The 18,373-nt window shown below is 63.3% G+C and carries 14 protein-coding genes; 4 read left to right on the top strand and 10 right to left on the bottom strand.

What is annotated here, in order from left to right:
- Positions 1-3: 3 nt before the first annotated feature.
- Both metQ and rfaH read left to right on the top strand, forming a co-directional pair.
- On the top strand, positions 4-804 hold the full coding sequence (gene metQ, locus I6L36_RS17210; RefSeq protein ID WP_010673183.1) for a methionine ABC transporter substrate-binding lipoprotein MetQ: 801 nt from the start codon (positions 4-6) through the stop codon (positions 802-804).
- Positions 805-901: 97 nt separating this feature from the next.
- Positions 902-1,402, top strand: a complete 501-nt coding sequence (gene rfaH, locus I6L36_RS17205; protein ID WP_010673182.1) for a transcription/translation regulatory transformer protein RfaH — start codon at positions 902-904, stop codon at positions 1,400-1,402.
- Between the two features lie 167 nt (positions 1,403-1,569).
- Here rfaH and I6L36_RS17200 read toward each other — a convergent pair whose 3' ends face one another.
- The 6 genes from I6L36_RS17200 to arcB all read right to left on the bottom strand — a co-directional run bounded on the left by I6L36_RS17200 (position 1,570) and on the right by arcB (position 13,422).
- Positions 1,570-3,546: a methyl-accepting chemotaxis protein gene (locus I6L36_RS17200; protein WP_109112729.1), complete on the bottom strand. Its 1,977-nt coding sequence runs from the start codon at positions 3,544-3,546 to the stop codon at positions 1,570-1,572.
- 37 nt (positions 3,547-3,583) lie between these two features.
- The gene (locus I6L36_RS17195; RefSeq protein ID WP_041214588.1) at positions 3,584-4,795 is read right to left on the bottom strand and encodes an EAL domain-containing protein; all 1,212 of its coding nucleotides are present in this window, start codon (positions 4,793-4,795) and stop codon (positions 3,584-3,586) included.
- The gene (locus I6L36_RS17190) at positions 4,788-9,062 is read right to left on the bottom strand and encodes a transporter substrate-binding domain-containing protein (RefSeq protein ID WP_216986751.1); all 4,275 of its coding nucleotides are present in this window, start codon (positions 9,060-9,062) and stop codon (positions 4,788-4,790) included. Before I6L36_RS17190 ends, I6L36_RS17195 begins: the two co-directional genes overlap by 8 nt.
- Positions 9,063-9,206: 144 nt before the next feature.
- Positions 9,207-9,410, bottom strand: a complete 204-nt coding sequence (locus I6L36_RS17185; protein ID WP_041211124.1) for a hypothetical protein — start codon at positions 9,408-9,410, stop codon at positions 9,207-9,209.
- A gap of 293 nt (positions 9,411-9,703) precedes the next feature.
- Positions 9,704-11,080: a dGTPase gene (gene dgt / locus I6L36_RS17180; protein WP_109111927.1), complete on the bottom strand. Its 1,377-nt coding sequence runs from the start codon at positions 11,078-11,080 to the stop codon at positions 9,704-9,706.
- Between the two features lie 29 nt (positions 11,081-11,109).
- Entirely contained in the window at positions 11,110-13,422 is a 2,313-nt protein-coding gene (arcB, locus tag I6L36_RS17175; protein WP_216986750.1) for an aerobic respiration two-component sensor histidine kinase ArcB, read from the bottom strand.
- 202 nt (positions 13,423-13,624) lie between these two features.
- Between arcB and I6L36_RS17170 the strand changes: the two genes are divergently transcribed.
- Positions 13,625-14,623 (top strand): DUF2860 family protein, encoded by a 999-nt coding sequence (locus I6L36_RS17170; RefSeq protein WP_109111925.1) that lies wholly within the window; start codon positions 13,625-13,627, stop codon positions 14,621-14,623.
- 61 nt (positions 14,624-14,684) lie between these two features.
- On the opposite strand, the gene I6L36_RS17165 is transcribed toward I6L36_RS17170, so the two are convergent.
- The 4 genes from I6L36_RS17165 to I6L36_RS17150 all read right to left on the bottom strand — a co-directional run bounded on the left by I6L36_RS17165 (position 14,685) and on the right by I6L36_RS17150 (position 17,616).
- Positions 14,685-15,377, bottom strand: a complete 693-nt coding sequence (locus I6L36_RS17165; RefSeq protein WP_029313837.1) for a DUF3334 family protein — start codon at positions 15,375-15,377, stop codon at positions 14,685-14,687.
- Between the two features lie 118 nt (positions 15,378-15,495).
- Positions 15,496-15,942: an HIT domain-containing protein gene (locus I6L36_RS17160; RefSeq protein ID WP_039040966.1), complete on the bottom strand. Its 447-nt coding sequence runs from the start codon at positions 15,940-15,942 to the stop codon at positions 15,496-15,498.
- A gap of 73 nt (positions 15,943-16,015) precedes the next feature.
- Positions 16,016-16,639, bottom strand: a complete 624-nt coding sequence (locus I6L36_RS17155; RefSeq protein ID WP_109111924.1) for a DUF2057 domain-containing protein — start codon at positions 16,637-16,639, stop codon at positions 16,016-16,018.
- Positions 16,640-16,713: 74 nt separating this feature from the next.
- A complete protein-coding gene (locus tag I6L36_RS17150) occupies positions 16,714-17,616 on the bottom strand; it encodes a LysR family transcriptional regulator (protein ID WP_042016837.1) in 903 nt (300 codons plus the stop codon).
- A 97-nt stretch (positions 17,617-17,713) separates the two neighbouring features.
- Between I6L36_RS17150 and I6L36_RS17145 the strand changes: the two genes are divergently transcribed.
- Positions 17,714-18,316 carry a short chain dehydrogenase gene (locus I6L36_RS17145; RefSeq protein ID WP_109111923.1) on the top strand — a complete coding sequence of 201 codons (603 nt, stop codon included), beginning with the start codon at positions 17,714-17,716 and terminating at the stop codon, positions 18,314-18,316.
- Positions 18,317-18,373: the final 57 nt, after the last annotated feature.

Below are 18,373 nucleotides of genomic sequence, written 5' to 3'. Positions count from 1 at the left end.
TTTATGAAATTGGGCATCAAATCCGCAGCAGCTGCGCTGCTGGCAACCCTGGTACTGGTCGGCTGCGGCCAGAAGGAAGAGAACAAGACCCTGAAGGTGGGCGCCATCGCCGGTCCCGAGACCGAGCTGGTTGAGACCGCGGCCAAGGTGGCCAAGGAAAAATACGGCCTGACCGTCGAAGTGGTCACCTTCTCCGACTACGTCACCCCGAACGTGGCCCTGAACGACGGCAGCGTCGACGTCAACGCCTTCCAGCACAAGCCCTACCTGGATGCCCAGATCCGTGATCGCGGCTTCAAGCTGGTGCCGGTCGGCAACACCTTCGTCTATCCGATCGCCGGTTACTCCAAGAAGGTCAAGGCCCTGTCCGAGCTGAAAGACGGTGCCCAGATCGCGGTGCCGAACGATCCGACCAACCTGGGTCGTTCCCTGATCCTGCTGGAGAAGCAGGGCCTGCTGAAGCTTAAAGAGGGTGCCGGTCTGGAAGCGACCGTACTGGACATCGCCAGCAACCCGCGCAACTTCAAGATCGTCGAGCTGGAAGCCGCACAACTGCCGCGCTCCCTGGAAGACGTGGATCTGGCCATCATCAACAACACCTTCGCCGGTCAGATTGGTCTGACCCCGACCGAGAACGGCCTGTTTGTCGAAGACAAGGAGTCTCCCTACGTCAACCTGATCGTTGCTCGCGAGAACAACAAGGACGACGAGAAGGTCAAGGAGTTCGTCCAGTCCTTCCAGACCGACGAGGTCTTCAAGAAAGGGACCGAGCTGTTCAAGGGCGGTCTGGTGAAAGGTTGGTAATCACTCACTCTGGAAAAAAGGCCACGTCAAGCGTGGCCTTTTTTTTTACCCCCGTTATCATAGCCACAAGCACGGCAACACGAAAAACAGAACAACAATGAAGAAATGGTATCTGGCCTACTGCAAACCCAAGGAAGAGGCCCGCGCCCGTGCCCATCTGGCAGCCCAGGGCGTGGAATCCTATTACCCCATGGTCGAGATTGAAAAACTGCGGCGAGGCAAGCGCGTGCCCCAGCGCGAGCCCATGTTCCCCAACTATCTCTTCATCTACGTGGATCTGGAAGAGGTCACCCCGGTCACCCTGAAATCGACCCGGGGCATCAGTCGCATCATCCACTTCGGCAAGGAGTGGACCCCCGTCAGCAGCCAGCTGATCTACCGGCTCATGAGCCGGGACGACAGCGACGAGGCGCGCGCCAGCTATGCCCGTCTGCCGACCCAGGGAGACAAGGTACTTATCGAATCCGGCCCCCTCGCCGGGTTTGAAGCCATCTATCTGGAGCCGGATGGCGAAAAGCGGGCCATCCTGCTGGTCAACCTGCTCAACCAGGAGACCTGCAGCAGCTTCGAAAACCAGGCCTTCCGCCGCCTGGAGTGACCCGTCCTGTCGGCAGAAAGAGCCACAGGGCAGTACACAAGACACCATCCCCCTGCTTCCGAACGGTCAGGACCGCACCTGCGACGTGCATCCTTCCACCACCAGGTTATCGGGCCGAAAAAAACGGGGCAGACCCAGAGGTCTGCCCCATTTTTCTCTCCCTTGCGTCAGGCATCCAGTTCGAAGCGGCTGATGGCCGATGTCAGTCTCCCCGTCTCCCGGGTCAGGCGGGCGGCGATCTGCTCCCCCTGCTGGCCATGCTCGCTGGACTGATGGCTGAGCCCGGCAATCTCCTCCACCGTGCCCGCCACCTCCTGCGCCGCCCTTGACTGCTGCTCGGTGGCGGTGGCGATGGCGGCAAGCTGGCCGCTGAGATCCTGCACCAGCGTTGCCATCGACTCCAGGGTCTCGGTCACCGAGGCTACGGCGCCGCGCCCCTGCTCCACCAGCAGGGTGCCGCTGCCCACGGTATCCGCGGTCTCCCGGGTCTGCTGCTGGATGCTGGCAATGGTCTGGTTGATCTCCATGGTCGATGCGCTGGTGCGGCTGGCCAACTGCCTCACTTCATCGGCCACCACGGCAAATCCCCGTCCCTGCTCACCGGCTCGCGCCGCCTCGATGGCCGCATTGAGTGCCAGCAGATTGGTCTGCTCGGCGATGGTGGCGATCACTTCGGTGACCCTCCCCACCTGCTCGCTCTGGCTGCTGAGCTGCGTCATCGCCTGGTTTGCCTGGGCAATCATGGCACCAATCTGCGCCATGGTGGTCCCCATGCGGGCGAGGGCCTGCTCCCCCTCCCTTGCCTGTTGCTCGGTCTGGCGAGCCGCTCCCGCCGCGTCCGCAATGTTGCCCGCCACATCCCGGGTACTGACCGACATCTGCTCGATGGCGGCTGCCACCGCATCGAGCCGCTGATTCTGGCTTGCCAGATCATCCACGATGGCATTGGTGGTCTGGCCCACCTCGCGGCCAGCCCCTTCCACCTGACCGACCGCCCCCTGGATCTCCCCCACCAGCTCGCGCAACTGTGCCGACATCCGATTGATGGAGCCCGTGAGCCCTCCCAGCTCATCCTGACGAAGCACGGGCAAGGGGGTGACGGGGAGGCGGCCATCGGCCACCAGGCCCGCCCGTTTCACCAGGCTGGCGATGTCCCGGGTCAGGCGCCGGCTGAACAGCAGGGCCACCAGGGTGCCCAGCAGGATGACGCTGGTGGTGGCCAGCAGCAGGGTGCGGTGAATAGCCTGACTGGCGGCCGCCATCTCCCCCGCCATCTTGTCCACCTCGGCACGGGTATGGGTCACCTGAGTCGCCAGCTGACCCGCCAGCCGGGTCAGGGCGGGCTCTATCTCGGTGGCCATCAGGTGGTTGGCCCTGTCCCAGTCCGGGGCCTGGCGCTTCTCGATCACCTGGCCGACCAGCTCGGCAAAGGGGGCTGACATCTCTTCAAAGAGCGTCCAGAGCCCTTTTTGTGCCTCGGTGAAGTTGGCCTCCTGCTGTTTCAGCTCGGCCACCCGCTGCTGGTGAAACTGGTAGTAGTCCCGGTACTTGTCCAGGTACTCCTTCTCCCCCGAGATGAGGAAATCCCGCAGGGCGGAGAGCGCATTGCCCAGGCTGTTGTAGGCATCCCCCACCTGCTTGAGCAGCAGGCGCCTGTCACCGGGCAACGTCGCCTGGGGCGTCGCCACCTCTTCATTGGCAAAAGACTGCAACTGATCGAGGGCCGATTCCGCCAGGGGGCCGGCCTCCAGCAGCATCAGGGTGTGGGCGGGCAGGTTCTCTTCGGTGTGAGCCAGGGCCCACACCTGTGACTGTGCCCCCTTGAAATCCTTGAGTGCCCGGGTCAGGTCGGGGGTGAAACGCTGGCGATCGATGGCGTGCCAGGCCTCTTCCCACTCCTGCTTGATGCGATCACCCTGTGCCGGATCCTTGCCGAGGATGAGATAGGCCCGCAGGGATGAAACGGTGGCAATCAGGGCTTTCTGGCTCGCCTCGTCCCGCTGCAGGGCGGGCAGGGCCTGGGCCAGCAAGGCATCTTGCGAGCCTTCGATCCGGCCGAGCTGATGATAGACAAGGGCGGAGGAGAGAATGATGAGCAGGTTGATAAAACAGAAGCTCAACAACAACTTGCTTGATATTTTCATGGCCATCCTTGGAATTCGTCGGGCATCCTGCCCGGGATTAGCGTCTGATGAGCGCGGGCAAACGAGCCTGCCAACCCTGATGCCATCCCATCAGCTCCTCGCGGGGCATGGGACGGGCGGAGAAGAAGCCCTGGCATTGATCGCACCCCAGTTTCGCCAGCAATTGCCAGGTCGCCTCATCTTCGACCCCCTCGGCCACCGATTTCAAGCCCAACTTGCGAGCCAGCTCGATGCTGGACTCGATGATGGCTAGGCGAGAGGGATCTTCATAGCAGCGATCCACGAAGGATCTGTCCAGTTTCAACTCGGTAAAGGGGAGCAGGGCGAGCTGCTGCATGGAGGAGTAGCCGGTCCCGAAATCATCGATGGAGAGACCAAAACCGTGCATCCGCAAGCGGGTCAGCACCTCCAGCGACTTGCCGAGATCCTTGACGAAAGCGCTCTCGGTTACTTCGAGGGTGATGAGCTCGGGGTTGATGCTCCAGCGCTGGCAGTGGCTGAGCAGGGTGTTGCACAGATCCCCCTCAATGAGGGAAGTGGTGGACAGGTTCATCGACAGGTTCAGGGAGAGCCCTGTCTTCTCCCACAGGTGGCCGTCCCGCAGCGCCTTGCCGATGATCACCTCGGTGAGCGGGTCGATGAGCCCGTTGTGCTCCGCCAGCGGGATGAAACGGGCCGGCGAGATGAGGCCATATTCGGGGTGCTGCCAGCGGGCAAGCGCCTCCATGCCGAGCCACTCCCCGTTGTGAAAACCCACCTTGGGTTGATACCAGGGCAGCAACTGGTCCTGATCCAGCGCCCGGCGCAGCTCATCCAGGGTCAGGTGATAACCATCCTCTTCCTGGCTGCGCACCTGCTGGGGCCGCCAGGCACCGATGAGCTGCGCGATCTGCTGGGGAGACGCGGGTTTCTCGATGCGCCCCAGCACCTGCAGGCCATAGGCCCGGCTCATGCGCAGCACGGCATCGACCACGTCATCCTCCAGGGCGCTGCACAGCACAATGCCGCCGCGGAACCCGCCAAGGGAGAGGCGGCGCAGCAGCGCCATGCCATCCATGCCCGGCATGCGCAGATCGCAGAACAGGATGTCGACCCTGTGGTGCTGGCACTGTGCCAGCGCCTCCTCCCCGTCCTGCGCCTCCAGCAGGTTGCCGTAGCCCAGTCCGCGGATCTGGTGCATCAGGGCCTTGCGCTGGAAGTTGTGATCCTCCACCACCATGATCGCCAACTCATGCCGTGCGCTATTCATCGAGCCATAACCCCGTTTCACCTCTGATAGAGTCCATCAATGCCTGTACCGCCCTGGCCAGGTCATCGAGCTTGTCCAGTTGTTTCAATCTGGCCGCCGCCTCCAGCCGGGCCGCCTCCTCTGCCAATGCCTGCTGTCCTACCATGCGCGCGGCCCCCTTGATGCGATGTGCCGTCTCCACCAGCGCCTGGGTATCCTGGCTGGCCAGCGCCAGCCTCATGTCCTCGCCATCCTGCTCGTTGGCTTCCAGGTATTCGCTGGCCATGCTGCGTGCCACCGCTTCATCCCCGAACAGGGTCAACCAGCTTATGCCTGGCAGCTGAACCCTGGCTTGCCGGGGCGCCTCCGAGGTGAGCTGTTCTTCCTGAGTCGGCAACCAGCGTCCCAGGGTCTGGCTCAGGGCATCCAGGCTGTAGGGCTTGAACAGCATGTCGTTCATGCCGGCATCACGCATCTGTTGGCTCGCCTCCTCAGAGGTATCGGCCGTCACCCCGATAATGGGAGCACTGTCCCCGGCATCCCGCAAGGCTCGCGTGAGGGCATAGCCATCCATCACCGGCATGTGGCAGTCGGTCAGCAGCAGGGCGAAGTCCTGCCCCTGCCAGGCGCGCAGCGCCTCCTCGCCATCTTCCACCACCTCGGACTCGAGCCCCAGGATAGCGAGCTGTCTCGTCAGCAATGCCCGGTTGACGGGGTGATCATCGGCCACCAGCACCCGCCCCTTGAGCTTCTCCCCCTCCATCCCCTTCGACTGGCTCGCCTGCTGGTTGAACAGTGACTGGCAGGTTTCCAGCAACAGATCGGGGTAGAGGGGCGATTGTCCCAGTCGCCACCAGGCGTCGCCCCCCATGCGCCCTCGCAGGGCCTCATGGGGAGAGAGTACTATGCCCTTGAGGTTCGAACGCTGCAAACAGGCCAGCCAGTCACTGCCAAGGGCCTGTTCCAGGTGATTCTCCTGCGCCAGCAGATGCCCCTCGAGGGGCTGCTGCCAATGGTGTGCCTCCATGCGTACCAGTCTGGCGCCCAGCCTGGCCATCACCGATTCCAGCCCCTCATCCTCCCCAAACCACCACCATACCTGACCGGTCAGGGGGGGCGCTTCCCACTGGCACTCGGCCAGGGGCAGCGTGAAGGTCACGCAGGTGCCCATTCCGGGGGTACTTTCCAGGGTCAGGCTCCCCCCCATTTTCTGGGTGAGTTGATGACAGATGGCAAGCCCAAGCCCGGTGCCGCCAAACCGGCGGTTGGTGTCGGACTCCACCTGCTTGAACGGGATGAAGAGGGTGCGCTGCTGCTCCAGGGCGATGCCTATCCCGGTATCCCGGACCCGGAAGGCCAGCCGGTCGTCTTCATAATCCACCTGGATGGCGATCGCCCCCGCCTCGGTGAACTTCACCGCGTTGTTCAACAGATTGGAGATCACCTGCCCCACCCTGATCCCGTCGATGCAGGCCAGATCCGGCACCGTCTTCCCCCACCGCAGCGTCACAATGAGTCCCTTGCCATAGGCCAGGGCCGCATGTCCCCGGATGACATCGCAAATCACCGAGGTCAGGCGGCAGTGATGGGGATGCAGTTGCAACTGCCCGGCTTCCATCTTGGAGAAGTCCAGGCTGTCGTTCACCAGATAGAGCAGGTGGTTGGTGGAGGTCGAGATATTGCGCAACATGTAGCGCTGATCGTCATCCAGCGGGCTCATTTGCAGCAGCTCCAGCATACCGTGCATGCCGGAGATGGGAGTGCGAAGCTCATGACTCATGGTGGCGAGGAAGCGGCTGCGCGCCTGGGTCGCCTCCTCCGCCACCCGCCTGGCCTGGCGCAGCTCCAGCTCCTGGCGCTTGAGCTTGGTGATGTCCTGCACCACGCCGTTCAATATGACCCCTTCAAGCCCCTCCTGGTGAACGAAGTGACCACGGATCTGCAAATAGCCCGCCTCCCCCTGGCGCCTGATCTCCACCTCGAGATCCAGCGGCTGCATGCTCAGGGCATGACGATCCACCGTGGCCACGAAGTCCTCGTGCGCCTTGCCTGTCAGCCCCAGGATGGAGGCACCGGTGACCGCCATGCCGACCAGGTCCTCTTCGACCCCCACCATCTCCCTGACCCCTTGCGAGGTGTAGAGGAAGTGCCCCTTGCCCGGCCCAAGCCAGTGATACTGATAGACCAGACCCGGCATGCTGTCGGTGATCTGGGTCAGCCGGGTCTGCGCCTCCTGGGCCGCAAACCGCGCCTGCTCCAGCTCGGTCACATCGGTCAGCACGGTCAGGATCCCGAGTCGCTTGTCATCGGGCCCCGCAAAGAGCCGCTTGGTGTAGATCATCTGGTGCAGGCGGTCGTCATCAAACCGGATCTCGCCCCGGCCATGAAGCTCCTCTCCGCTCTCCCAGACGCTGGCATCCTCCTCCATCACCCTGGCGCGGATCGACTCTGGCAATCGATCCTGGAGCAACCGCTCATAGGAGCCCGTCAGGTTCTCCCCGCCGAGAAACATCTGCCGGTACGCCCGGTTCGTCATTGCCACTTCATAGCGCTCGTTGGTCAGCACCACCTGGTTGGGCAGGGCATCCAGCATCATCTGGACAAACATCAACTGCTCTTCGAGCCGCCGCTCGGCCTCCCGCCGCTGGCTGATCTGGCGGCGCAACGTCCGGTTCCAGCCCATGAACAGCAAGAGGCAGAGCAGGAAAATGCCGCCGCCAAGGGAGGACCAGAGCAGCACCGTCTTCGGATCCAGTCCCGTCTGTATGGTCAGGGAGAGCCACTTTTTCTCCAGGGCGGAGAGCTCGTCGGGGGGAATGGCGATCAGCACCTTGGTGAGGATCTGCTGCAGCATGGGGTCCTGCAACTGGGTCGCCATGGCGATGGGTACCCGTAGCTCGCTGCCGGAGAAGACCACCTGGTAGCGATCGCTGAATCCCTTTTGCAGCGACTGCTCCAGGGTGGTGGTGCTCATCAGCACATAGTCGACCTTCTGCTGGTCCAGCAGGGGCAGCAAATCGGCATCGCTGGCCACCGGCACCGCGATGGCCCCCACCTCGTTCAGCAAGACCTGCTCCACCGAGCCCCCCACCATGCCCACCCTGTGCCCTTTCAGTGCCCTGGCGGCGGTGAGCTCGGCCATCCCCTGCCTCGCCACGACCACCCGGTTGATCGACGCGTAGTTGGGGGTAAAGCGGGCAAACTGCTGACGCTCCGCGGTGGGAGTCATGGCCGGGATGAGATCCAGCTTGCGATCCTGGAATAGCGCCATGCTCTGGGCCCAGCTCCGGGTCGGCACCAAGGTGAACTGGAGCCCGGCACGCTGGCTCATCAGTGCCAGCAGATCGGCAATGAGCCCCTTGAGCCGCCCCCTGTCGTCCACCTCGCTCATCCCGGGCCAATCCGGGGCAACCCCGTAGCGGATGACCGGATGTGCTTGCAACCACGCCTGCTCCTGCGGATTGAAGACGATCTCCCTGCTCCTTTTCACCAGGGCATAGTCGAGGATATCCCCCGCCTCCAGAATGGCGCGACGCTCTAAGGGAGAGATATCCTCGAGGGCCCGCTCCAGCAATCCCTGCAAGACATCATTCCCGGGTGCCACGGCCATGGCGAGGGAGGTATCCCTCATCCAGTCGATCCTGGCCAGCGCCATGCCCGCCATGGCTTGCAGCCTGTTCAGCATGGGCAGCTCGGCCAGGTAGGCATCCGCCTTGCCCTCCTTGAGCATGAAGATCGCCTCGTCCCGGCTGTCGGCCGTGATCAGGTTCGAGATCCCAAGGCGCAGCAGCTCATCGCAGGCGCTGACACCGAAGACGCAGACCCAGCGCACCCCATAGGCCTCCTCCAGGGAGAGGCTCTCCCGCCCCCCCGTCAGCAGCACGGCGCGGGGCAGTGCCATCAGCTCGGAGGTAAATTGCATCTGCAGGGTGCGGGTCGGGCTCGGTGCCACCCCGATCAACATGTCGACCTTGCCATCCAGCAAGGCCTGCTGGACCGCCGCATTGTTGACGTAGGCACGGTAGCGAAGGCTCACCCCCAGCCTGGCTGCAATCTGGGAGGCGAACTCATCCAGGGGGCCGGTGAAATTGCCGCGTCCATCGGTATAGACATAGGGTGGCCAGGCCGCCGAAGGCATGCCGACGACCAGTTCATCATGGGTGGCAAGCCAGCGCAGTTCGTCCAGGGTGAAGTTGCTCTGGTCCAGTTGCGCCGGCGCAGCCGCAACCATCAGGCTCCAGAAAGCCAGACCACATAGCAGGATGAGACGACAGCAGCGGCGGAACATTATCAACTCCCATACGAAACGGAGGGGGATCATGGAGTGTTTGGCGCAATGTGCGACAACTAAATTGAGACAATGCTCATCAGGAAAGAAAAATGGCAGGCCCAGGCCTGCCATCCACCAGGTCGGGGGCCAGGCCCCCTCCCATCAGGTTATTCGGTTCCCGAGCCGGAAACCGGTTTGAAACTCCCGCTCACGGATGTGGGCGATCTGCACTTCCTTGCCTTCCAGCCCGATGTCTTTGAGCAGGGCAGGTGAAAGATGCAGGTAGCTGACGCGACGCTCCAGCCGGGTGATCCTTTTTTGAACCAGGGTCTCTACGTGGCGCAGCAGGGCGAGTTCGATAGACATAATATTCTCCAGTTGAACGTGCGGTTCCCCCGGAGAGAGGTGATCACCCTGCGGGACAACCGCGGGTGATGAAAAAAGCAGGTGTTACCTGTCCCCTCCACGCGGCAAATAAAGAGCACGAGTCTTCGCGCTGCCAGAGCAGCGATCGAACGCAACGTTGAACATGGAATGTTGCATGGTCGTCTCCTTACCGTGTGAAAGTTGAACAAGTTGCCGCAGTGTAAAAAAACACCGAATTTTACGCAATATCTCTCCCACCCATATGGGTGGAATGCGGCCAAAAAGAGGTTCAGTCAAATCCCTGACAACAGCCGGAACTCCTCCAGTGCATAGGTATCCGTCATGCCGCTCACATAATCGAGCAGCAGCCGCACCCGGTAGTACCACTCCTGCTCGCTCTCCTTTTCGAAACGGGGATCCCGGCTCGCCACCGCCAGCCGGTACGCCTTGAGGTGGCGGGCAGAGAGGCGGTGGAACAGCCGCCGGGCAAAGAAGAGCTCGCTCCCGCCGTTGCCTGCGAGCAGCCGCTCGAACTGGCTGACGGGCAGGGCCAGCAGGCAGGCGTAGGTGGAGAGCACCCCGCGCAGGGCGGCATAGCCTTCCAGCTCCAGCGCCTCCACCTCCGGGCGCATGAACACCAGCTCGCGAGCCACCCGCTTGAGGGTATCGAGTACCCGGGCTGCCGGAGCCTGACCGTGCAGCAGCGCCTGGGGATAGGCCCCGCTCAGGATCTGATCGTGCTCGGCCACATAGGTATGGGCGGCCAGCGCCACCAGATCCCGGGTCAGATGCTGGCGAAAATGGGGGAGGAACCCCCGACCGGAGGCAAGCGCCTCATCGAGCAGGTCGGCCATGTAACCGCCCTCGTCCGCCTCGCGCAGGGCTGCCAGCAGTTCGTTCTGGGTGAGGATGTGCCTGTCCACCGCATCCTCGAGATCGGCGATGCAGTAAGAGATGTCGTCCGCCGCCTCCATGATGTAGACCAGCGGATGACGGCACCCCTCGGCCAGCCCCAGGCTCTGGCCGAGGGCACGATAGAGGGGTTGTTCGCTGAAGAAGATGCCGCGCTTGCTGGTCCAGCCGTGGTGCTGACCATAGCCCTGGGGATGGTGCAATCCCGGCAGGGGCTGCTGCGGGTATTTGCACAGCGCCGCCAGTTGCCCCAGGGTGAGGTTCAGCTCGTGCAGGCTGTGCACCAGTCGCAGGCTCTGGGCATTGCCGTCAAACACCAGCAGATCCTGGCGAAGGGTTGCCCACTGGGCGCTCGGCAACTGGTCGTGGGCACGGGCGAAGAGGCCGTCCAGCTCCTGGGCAAGCCACTGACTCATCACCTGCTCGCCGAAATGGCCAAACGGCGGGTTGCCGACATCGTGCAACAGGCAGGACATCTCCACCAGATTGATGAAGGCCCCCTCGCACACCACTCCGGCCGGCAGCGCCGCCAGGATGCGGCGACTGATCTGGCGACCGGTCTCCTGCACCTCCAGCGAATGGGTGAGGCGGCTGCGCACCGAGGCTTTCACATCGAGCGGGAAGACCTGGGTCTTCTGCTGCAACCGACGCACCGGCGCCGCCTGCACGATGCGGGTGCGGTCCTGCTCCGTCGCCTCCAGCAGGTCTTCGTCTCCCCAGGGGTGAATGCGCTCGGGGGGGATCAAACGGTCATACATGTCGTGGCTCCTTGCCTGAGGCGTCGTGTCTACGAGAGCAGCCAGCGCCGCAGGCGGGCGATGTCACCCGGGTATTCCCGGCGCAGGGTTTCAATCCAGTCTTCCACGTTCTCCCACCAGGCGGGGTGATCCGGGCTCTGGATAAGCTGGGCCGTCTGCTGCAACCGGCGCAGGCCGATGGAGCCCGCCGCCCCCTTGATCTTGTGGGCCTCCTCCACCACACCGGCCTGATCCCTGGCAATCATGTTGGAGTCGAGTACTGCCATGTAGTCCGGCATCATCTTCTCGAACAGCTCGACGCTGGAGAGCAGCACCGGCTTGCCGACCGTGCTGGCGTAATCGGTGAGGAAGGGCAGATCCAGCAGGGCATCCTGATGGTGGGCATCGTCCTGCTCGTCCGCCTCGTCCCCGGCGAGATCCGCAAACAGGTGGCCTATCACCTCCCGCACCGCCTTGGAGCCCAGCGGCTTGTTGATCACATCCTGCATGCCGTGATCCCGGTAGTACTGGCGATCGCCGGTGGCATTGGCGGTGAGCGCCACCATGGGGGGCAGGCTGTCGCCGTAGCGCGCGAGCAGTTGCTCCGCCACATCGAACCCCGTCATATCCGGCAACTGGATGTCGAGCAGGATCAAGTCGAAATCATCCGGGTTGGCCATGGCCAGCGCCTCTGCACCATCCCGCGCCACCTTGACCTGATGGCCGAGCTTGTTCAGCAGAGCGCAGGCCACTGTCACGTTGAGCTCGACGTCCTCCACCAGCAGGATATCGAGGCAGGGCATCTCGGGCTCCGGGGCCGCGGCCTTGGGCTCGACGCAGTCCACCTCCAGCTCGGCGGTGAAGCAGGCGCCTTCGCCCGGGTCGCTGTCCACGTAGAGCTGGCCGCCCATCGCCTGCACCAGCTGACGGGAGACCGCCAGCCCGATGCCGGTGCCGGTGGCGTGCTTCTTGCCCTGCACCTGATAGTACATGGCGAAGATCTTCTCCTGCTGGGCGCGGGGAATGCCCACCCCGGTGTCTTCCACCTCGAAGTGCAGCGCCAGCTTGCCCGGTTCATCAGCGGCGTGGGCGAGACAGCGTATGGTGACGCCCCCTTCATCGGTGAACTTGACCGCATTGCCCACCAGGTTCCACAGCACCTGGCGCAGCCGGGTGCCGTCCGCCATCACGAACTGGGGCATGTCGCCGTCCCGGTCGAAGTGCAGGTAGAGCCCCTTCTGCTCCGCCTGGATGCGCGACAGCGTCTCCAGCTCGTCGAGGAAGGCGGGCAAATCCAGCGGAGCCGGCGCAATCTCCAGCCGACGACGGTCGAGCTTGTCCAGATCGATGATGTCGTTGAAGATGTTGCCGAGCGTCACCGCGCTCAGGTGGATGGTCTTGAGCTGCTGCTGCTGTCTGGCATCGAGGGGCGTATCCATCAGCATCCGGCTCAGTCCGACGATGCCATTGAGCGGGGTGCGCAGCTCGTGGCTGATGGTGGAGATGAAGGTGGTCTTGTCCCGACTCGCCTTCTCCAGCTTGTCCTGGTACTGCTTGCGCTCGGTGATGTCGCGACCAAAGCCGAGCAGGCCGAGCCGCTTGCCGAAGCGGTCGAAGAAGGGCACCTTGCGCAGCTCGAAGTAGGCCTTGCGGCCATCGGGATACTCCAGCCACTGCTCATAGGTGAGCGGCTCGTTCTGGGCGAAGACCTGCTTGTCGGTCTCCACCACCTTGCTGGCGATGTCGTGCTTGTAGACATCGAACGGGGTCAGACCGATGAGTTCCGCCTCCACCTTGCCGGTGAGCTCCTCCATGGCGCGGTTGCAACCGGAGAACTGCTCGTCCTCGTTGCGGTAATAGACCAGATCGGGGGAGCAGTCGATGAAGGAGCGCAAGAGGGCGGTACGCTCCCCCAGATGCAACTGGGCCTTCTCCCGCTGGAACACTTCGTTTTCGAGATCCTCGATGGCTTGCTGGCGCAGGGCCTCGGCCCGGTTGGTCTCGGCGATCTGGGCGTTGAGCCGGCTGATGTTCTCCTGCAACTGGCTGTTGAGCTCGAGATCCCGCTCGCGCATGTCTTGCAACTTGCGCACCATCCGGGTCAGCCGTTGGCGGGAGTCCTCCAGCTGATCCACCACGATGGAGAGAAAATAGACGGCCCAGGGGGTCACCAGCAGGCCGAAGAAGACAGAGCGCACCAGGTCGACGATGTCCACGGTGCCGCGCAAAAACAGGGTCACCCCCATCTGGATCGAAACGGCCAGCACTATGATGGCGGTGGCCAGGAACATGCTGAAGCGCACCAGTCCCAGCTTGGTCATCAGGTCGACGTAATATTGCGCCCAGGATTTGATCTGCTTCATCTCGTTGTTTTCTCCCCTTTTCTTGCGCAAACAGGATACCAGTACGGCGCCATGAACTCTTGTCCGTCGCGTATTCAATTATTGATTAACGTCACACTCCGGCTGGGGTAGCATGCCTGCCATGCCTCAGTCAGCACCGGTCCCACCGGGATACCGGGGCGCACTGTCACCCTTCTCATTCGTTATGTCAGGAGCATACCCGATGCGAAATCATGTTCTGTTGAGCCTTGGCCTGCTGGTCGCCACCACCGCCCACGCCGATCTGGGGGAGATCCCCCGCCAGACCGGCTGGTCCGGTTTTCTGCTGGGCGGAGTCAATGCCGGCAGCCACAAGTCCAACTTCTATGCCGGTGACGACAGCAACAGCCGTATCGATGATCTGGGCTCCCCCGGCCGCGAAAGCGGTCTGAGCCCGCTGCTCAATGCCGATATCCGCTACACCTTCGCCGATACCCGCACCCAGGTCTTCCTCGGCAACCTCATCCAGGACGCGGTGCGCTTCGACTTTACCCAGCAACTCGGTCTGCGCCAGGAGATGGGTGACAAGGGTATCGTCGCCACCTCCCTGGTGTTCAACCTCATGCCGGTGGAAGTGTGGAGCGATCCCTTCGCCACCGGCGTGGACCGCAGCGCCACCGATCTCACCTCGAAAGGGGTGCGCTTTGCCTGGGACAGGATCTGGGGCAGCAACGTCTACGCCACCCTGACCAGCCGGGAAGTGGAGCTCGACGAGGAGCGCAGCGGCCAGCAATATGACCTGACCCACGGCACCCCCTACGCCTCCATGCTGAGCCGCAACGGCAAGGTCCACGACCTGGCTGTCTCCTACCAGTACCACTTCGGCGGCGACCAGCTGCTGGAGCCCGCCTTCCTCTACAAGGAGGCCCGCCTGGACGGGAGTGCGGAGAGCTTCAAGAACACCGGTCTGCAGCTGACCTATGCCAAGCGCGCCTCCCAGTGGTCCATCGTGAGCAACCTCTACGCCGGCAAGCGCAAGTATGACGAGGCGAATCCCCTGTTCGGCCAGCGCGCCGATGCCAGCGAGTTCGCCCTCAATGGCACCTTCTTCTGGCACAACCTGTTCGGCATCAAACCCCTTGCCGCCACCTTCACCGCGGCCTACTCCAGCGCCGACTCCGACATCGACTTCTACGATGCCGAGGCGCTTCGCTTCAGTACCGGGGTGCTTTACAACTTCTGACCCGCCCCAAGCAAGGAGGCCACCCCCGGGGTGGCCTCTTCATTTGCACAACCTTCGACCATCAGATGCCGAGGGAATCCAGCAGATCGTCGTGCTCGTTGCTCGCCGGCGCGGCCGCCGGTGCCGGTTTGGCTGACTGCTTGGCCTGAGCGATCAGCTCGTCGGGATCCACCTCCTCCTGCACGCCGCCATCATGGATCCGGATAAACTCCGTCTTGTCCATGGCCAGCTCCAGATAGAAGATGTTGTTGCTGGCGGTGAAGAAGGTCACCCGGCGGGTCTCGGGATTGTCGAGGTTGGTGTCGACGCTCAGCATCACCTGCTTGTTGAGCGCCAGCATCTTGGGCTGGTTCTGGGTGATGTGGGTCTGCAGCTCGCGCCCCACCTTGGTGGTGAAGCTGCCGACGATCTGGTTCATCAGCTCGCCCATGACGTTGCTCACCTCGTCCGAGGTGTGGGAGATGGCAAGATCCTCCTTGGAGAGCCCCATGCTCAGCATGTAGCTCTGGTAGAGCTCCATGGCCGCGGCGGCGGAGAAGTTGATCACCACCAGCCCGGAGAAGCCGCCGTCAAACAGCACGAAACAGCCGATGTCAGGCTTGAGGCAGGTCTTGCTGATCCGCTGCACCATGCCGGAGAAGCGCACCTGGGTCTGGGTCGCCGCACTCAATACGCTCGTCACCGAATTGCACAGGCTCAGCAGTACGTCCTCTGTGGTCAATACGGCATCATCCTCGGATCTTGTCACTATCATGGAACCTTCCTGCTGATCGAAATAATGGGGCTGTCACTCGTGTCGCCCATGTCACCATGCACCGACGCGATACGCTAACAGATTGCGTGATCCCGGTGCCCAAAGCGCGAGCCACCTCTCACTTGACTGGATTATCAGTCAGAAATGGCTGAAATCCATCCAGGGTAGCCAGACGGGTTTGCCAACTGGCAGCCGCCCCTTGCAAGGCCTGCTCCTCATAGGGAATGGCGGGACAGGCACCCCAGATGGGGCCGGGCCAGGCCGCATCCGAGCTGAAGCGGGCCACGTGGTGCAGGTGCAACTGAGGCACCAGATTGCCGAGGGCCGCCACGTTGATCTTGTCCGGGCCGAGTGCCCGCTCCATCAGGGTGGCGACGGCGCAGGACTCCTGCATCAACTGCTGTTGCTGCTCGGGGGCCAGATGATGGATCTCCCGCAGGTTGGCGACCCGGGGCACCAGAATCAACCAGGGATACTGGCTGTCTTTGGCCAGCAGGACGCGGCACAGGGGCAGATCCCCGAGTATCCGGGTATCCGCCTGAAGGCGGGGGTGCAATTCAAACATGGGGGCCTCGCTGATCAACATGGGCACATCGGGAATCAAAGATGTGCCCACGTTACTGCAACAGGGAGCAAACTTAAAGGCGCGGCACGGCCCAACCGATGAAGCGCTTGCGAAGCGCGGGGTCCGCCTGCAGGAAAAGCTGTTGCAACTGCCCTTCCAGGGCGCTGGCCGGCACGGAGGAGGCCCGGGGCGTCGCCACGGCGGCCGCAGTCACATCCGCCGCACCGGCGAGCACGGCAGGCCCCTCGCCACGGTTGTACTCCATCAGCCTGGCATGCCAGTCCATGCCGATCTGCATCCCCTGCACCACCAGCGTATCCTGACGCACCTCGAGGGGCTGCCCCCCCGCCACCAGGCCTAGGACAGGGGCCCTGGCGTAGCGTTCCATCCCGGCCTCGTCCACAGGCACGGGAGCCTGCAGGCGCACCGACTGCCCGCGGGCCTCATAGCGAAGCACCTGGGGCTCGGAGCGAACCTGGCGATCGTTGTCGCTGCTGTTGCGACTCGGGATCACCCCCTCGTAGCGCACCAGCAGTTGCTGCTCCCCGTCGGCCAGCACGGCGTGCTGCTCGTCCTGCACCTTGCCGGCGCTCACCGTCAGGATCTGGAAATCCCGGGGCACCTCGACCCTGACCTCAGCCTGCACACCGCCGCAGCACAGCAGCGCAACCCCTGCCCAACCCTGATGACGCTTCATTCCCTGACTCTCCTTTCGCGATGAAGGGCGCAGGGTAGCAGCCCCAGATGACAGAAAAATAACGGGATGCAGGCTCACCCCAGCAGATAATGGGGCCGCTCGGCAAACCACTGGGCCAGCACCTGCTTGAACAGCCGGATCTTGCGCGGCACCCGGCGCTGCTGGGCGTGCAGCACATGGATCGGGTGCAGGCCGGTCTGCCACTCCGTCAGCACGGCCACCAGCTCCCCTCGGGCCAGGCTGGCCTCCACCAGCATCAACGGACACTTGGCAAAGCCCATGCCCGCCCGGGCCAGTTGCAGCAGGGTGCTGTAGTGGTTGGCCCGCACTCGCCCCTGCACCAGGATGTGCGCCTCCTCCTCCCCCTGGCGAAAGTGCCACTGCTCCCAGTCCGGGTTGTGGCCCTGCAGCAGGCAGGAACGCCCCCCCAGTTCATAGGGAGTGGCGGGGATCCCCTCCCGCGCCAGCAGGGCGGGGCTTGCCACCACCACATCCTTGAGCCTGCCGAGGGGCAGGGCCACCAGGTTGTCGGGGATCAGCTCCATGGCCCGCAGGGCGATGTCATTCTCCCCCTGGCTCATGTCGATCATGGCATTGGTGAAGTTGAGCTCGACCTGGACGCCGGGGCAGAGCTCGGCAAAACGGGCGAGCAGCTCGCTCACCATGCGGTCCCCCGTGCTGACCGGGCAGGTGAAGCGCAGGCGGCCGCTGTCCTCCTCGGTCAGGGCGCGGATCCCCTCCTCCGCCTCCCGGGCCAGGGCGAAGATCTCGCCGGCCTGCTGGTGAAGCACCCGCCCCGCCTCGGTCAGGCTGAGTCTGCGGGTCGTGCGCTGGAGCAGCTGGGCATTGAGGGCGGACTCCAGGGCGCTGACATGGCGGCTCAGCATCCCCTTGCTCACCCCCAGGGCATCGGCAGCGGCGGAGAAACTGCCCCGCTGCACCACTTCATAGAAACTGGCCAGGTGAGTGATATCCATCATTAGCACCAATATGGAAACAATGGGTTCATCATAAGCGCTTTTTCTCCCTTTTTATCCCGCTATCATCAACTCATCTCAACCAGGAGCGATAGATATGAAGATTGTGATTGTGGGTGCCTCCGGCACCATTGGCGCCGCCGTCAGCGAACTGCTTGCCCAGGATCACCAGGTGATCCGGGTCGGTCACAGCCAGGGGGATGCCAGAGTGGACATGCGCGACCCCGCCTCCATCCGGGCGCTCTTCGAGCAGATCGGATCCTTCGATGCCCTGGTGGTCGCCAGCGGCAGCGTCGCCTTCAATGCCCTGACCGAGATGACGGACGAGCAGTGGCAGGTGGGGCTTCAGAGCAAGCTGATGGGCCAGATCAACCTGACCCGGGCCGCCATTGCCCACCTGAGCGACCGTGGCTCCATCACCCTCATCAGCGGCATTCTGAGCGAGGAGCCCATCCACTGGGGGGTGAGCGCCACCACCATCAACGGTGCCATCGAGCACTTCGTGAAAGGGGCCGCCTGCGAGCTGCCAAGGGGCATTCGCATCAACGTGGTCAGCCCCACCGTGCTGGAAGAGTCCATGGGCAAGTATGCCGACTCCTTCCCGGGCTTCGTGCCGGTACCCGCCGCCCGGGTGGCCCAGGCCTACAAGAAATCGGTACTGGGGGTACAGACCGGCCAGATCTTCCGGGTCAATGGCTGAGCGCTCCGGACAACCCAATGAAAACGGGCCCCGTCATGGGGCCCGTTTTGTCATCTG

Origin of the sequence: Aeromonas sp. FDAARGOS 1406, assembly GCF_019048565.1 — a bacterium.
GTDB classification, from domain to species: domain Bacteria; phylum Pseudomonadota; class Gammaproteobacteria; order Enterobacterales; family Aeromonadaceae; genus Aeromonas; species Aeromonas caviae.
The sequence above is the reverse complement of the archived record's forward strand: the minus strand, read 5'-3'. Positions and strand labels throughout refer to the sequence as shown.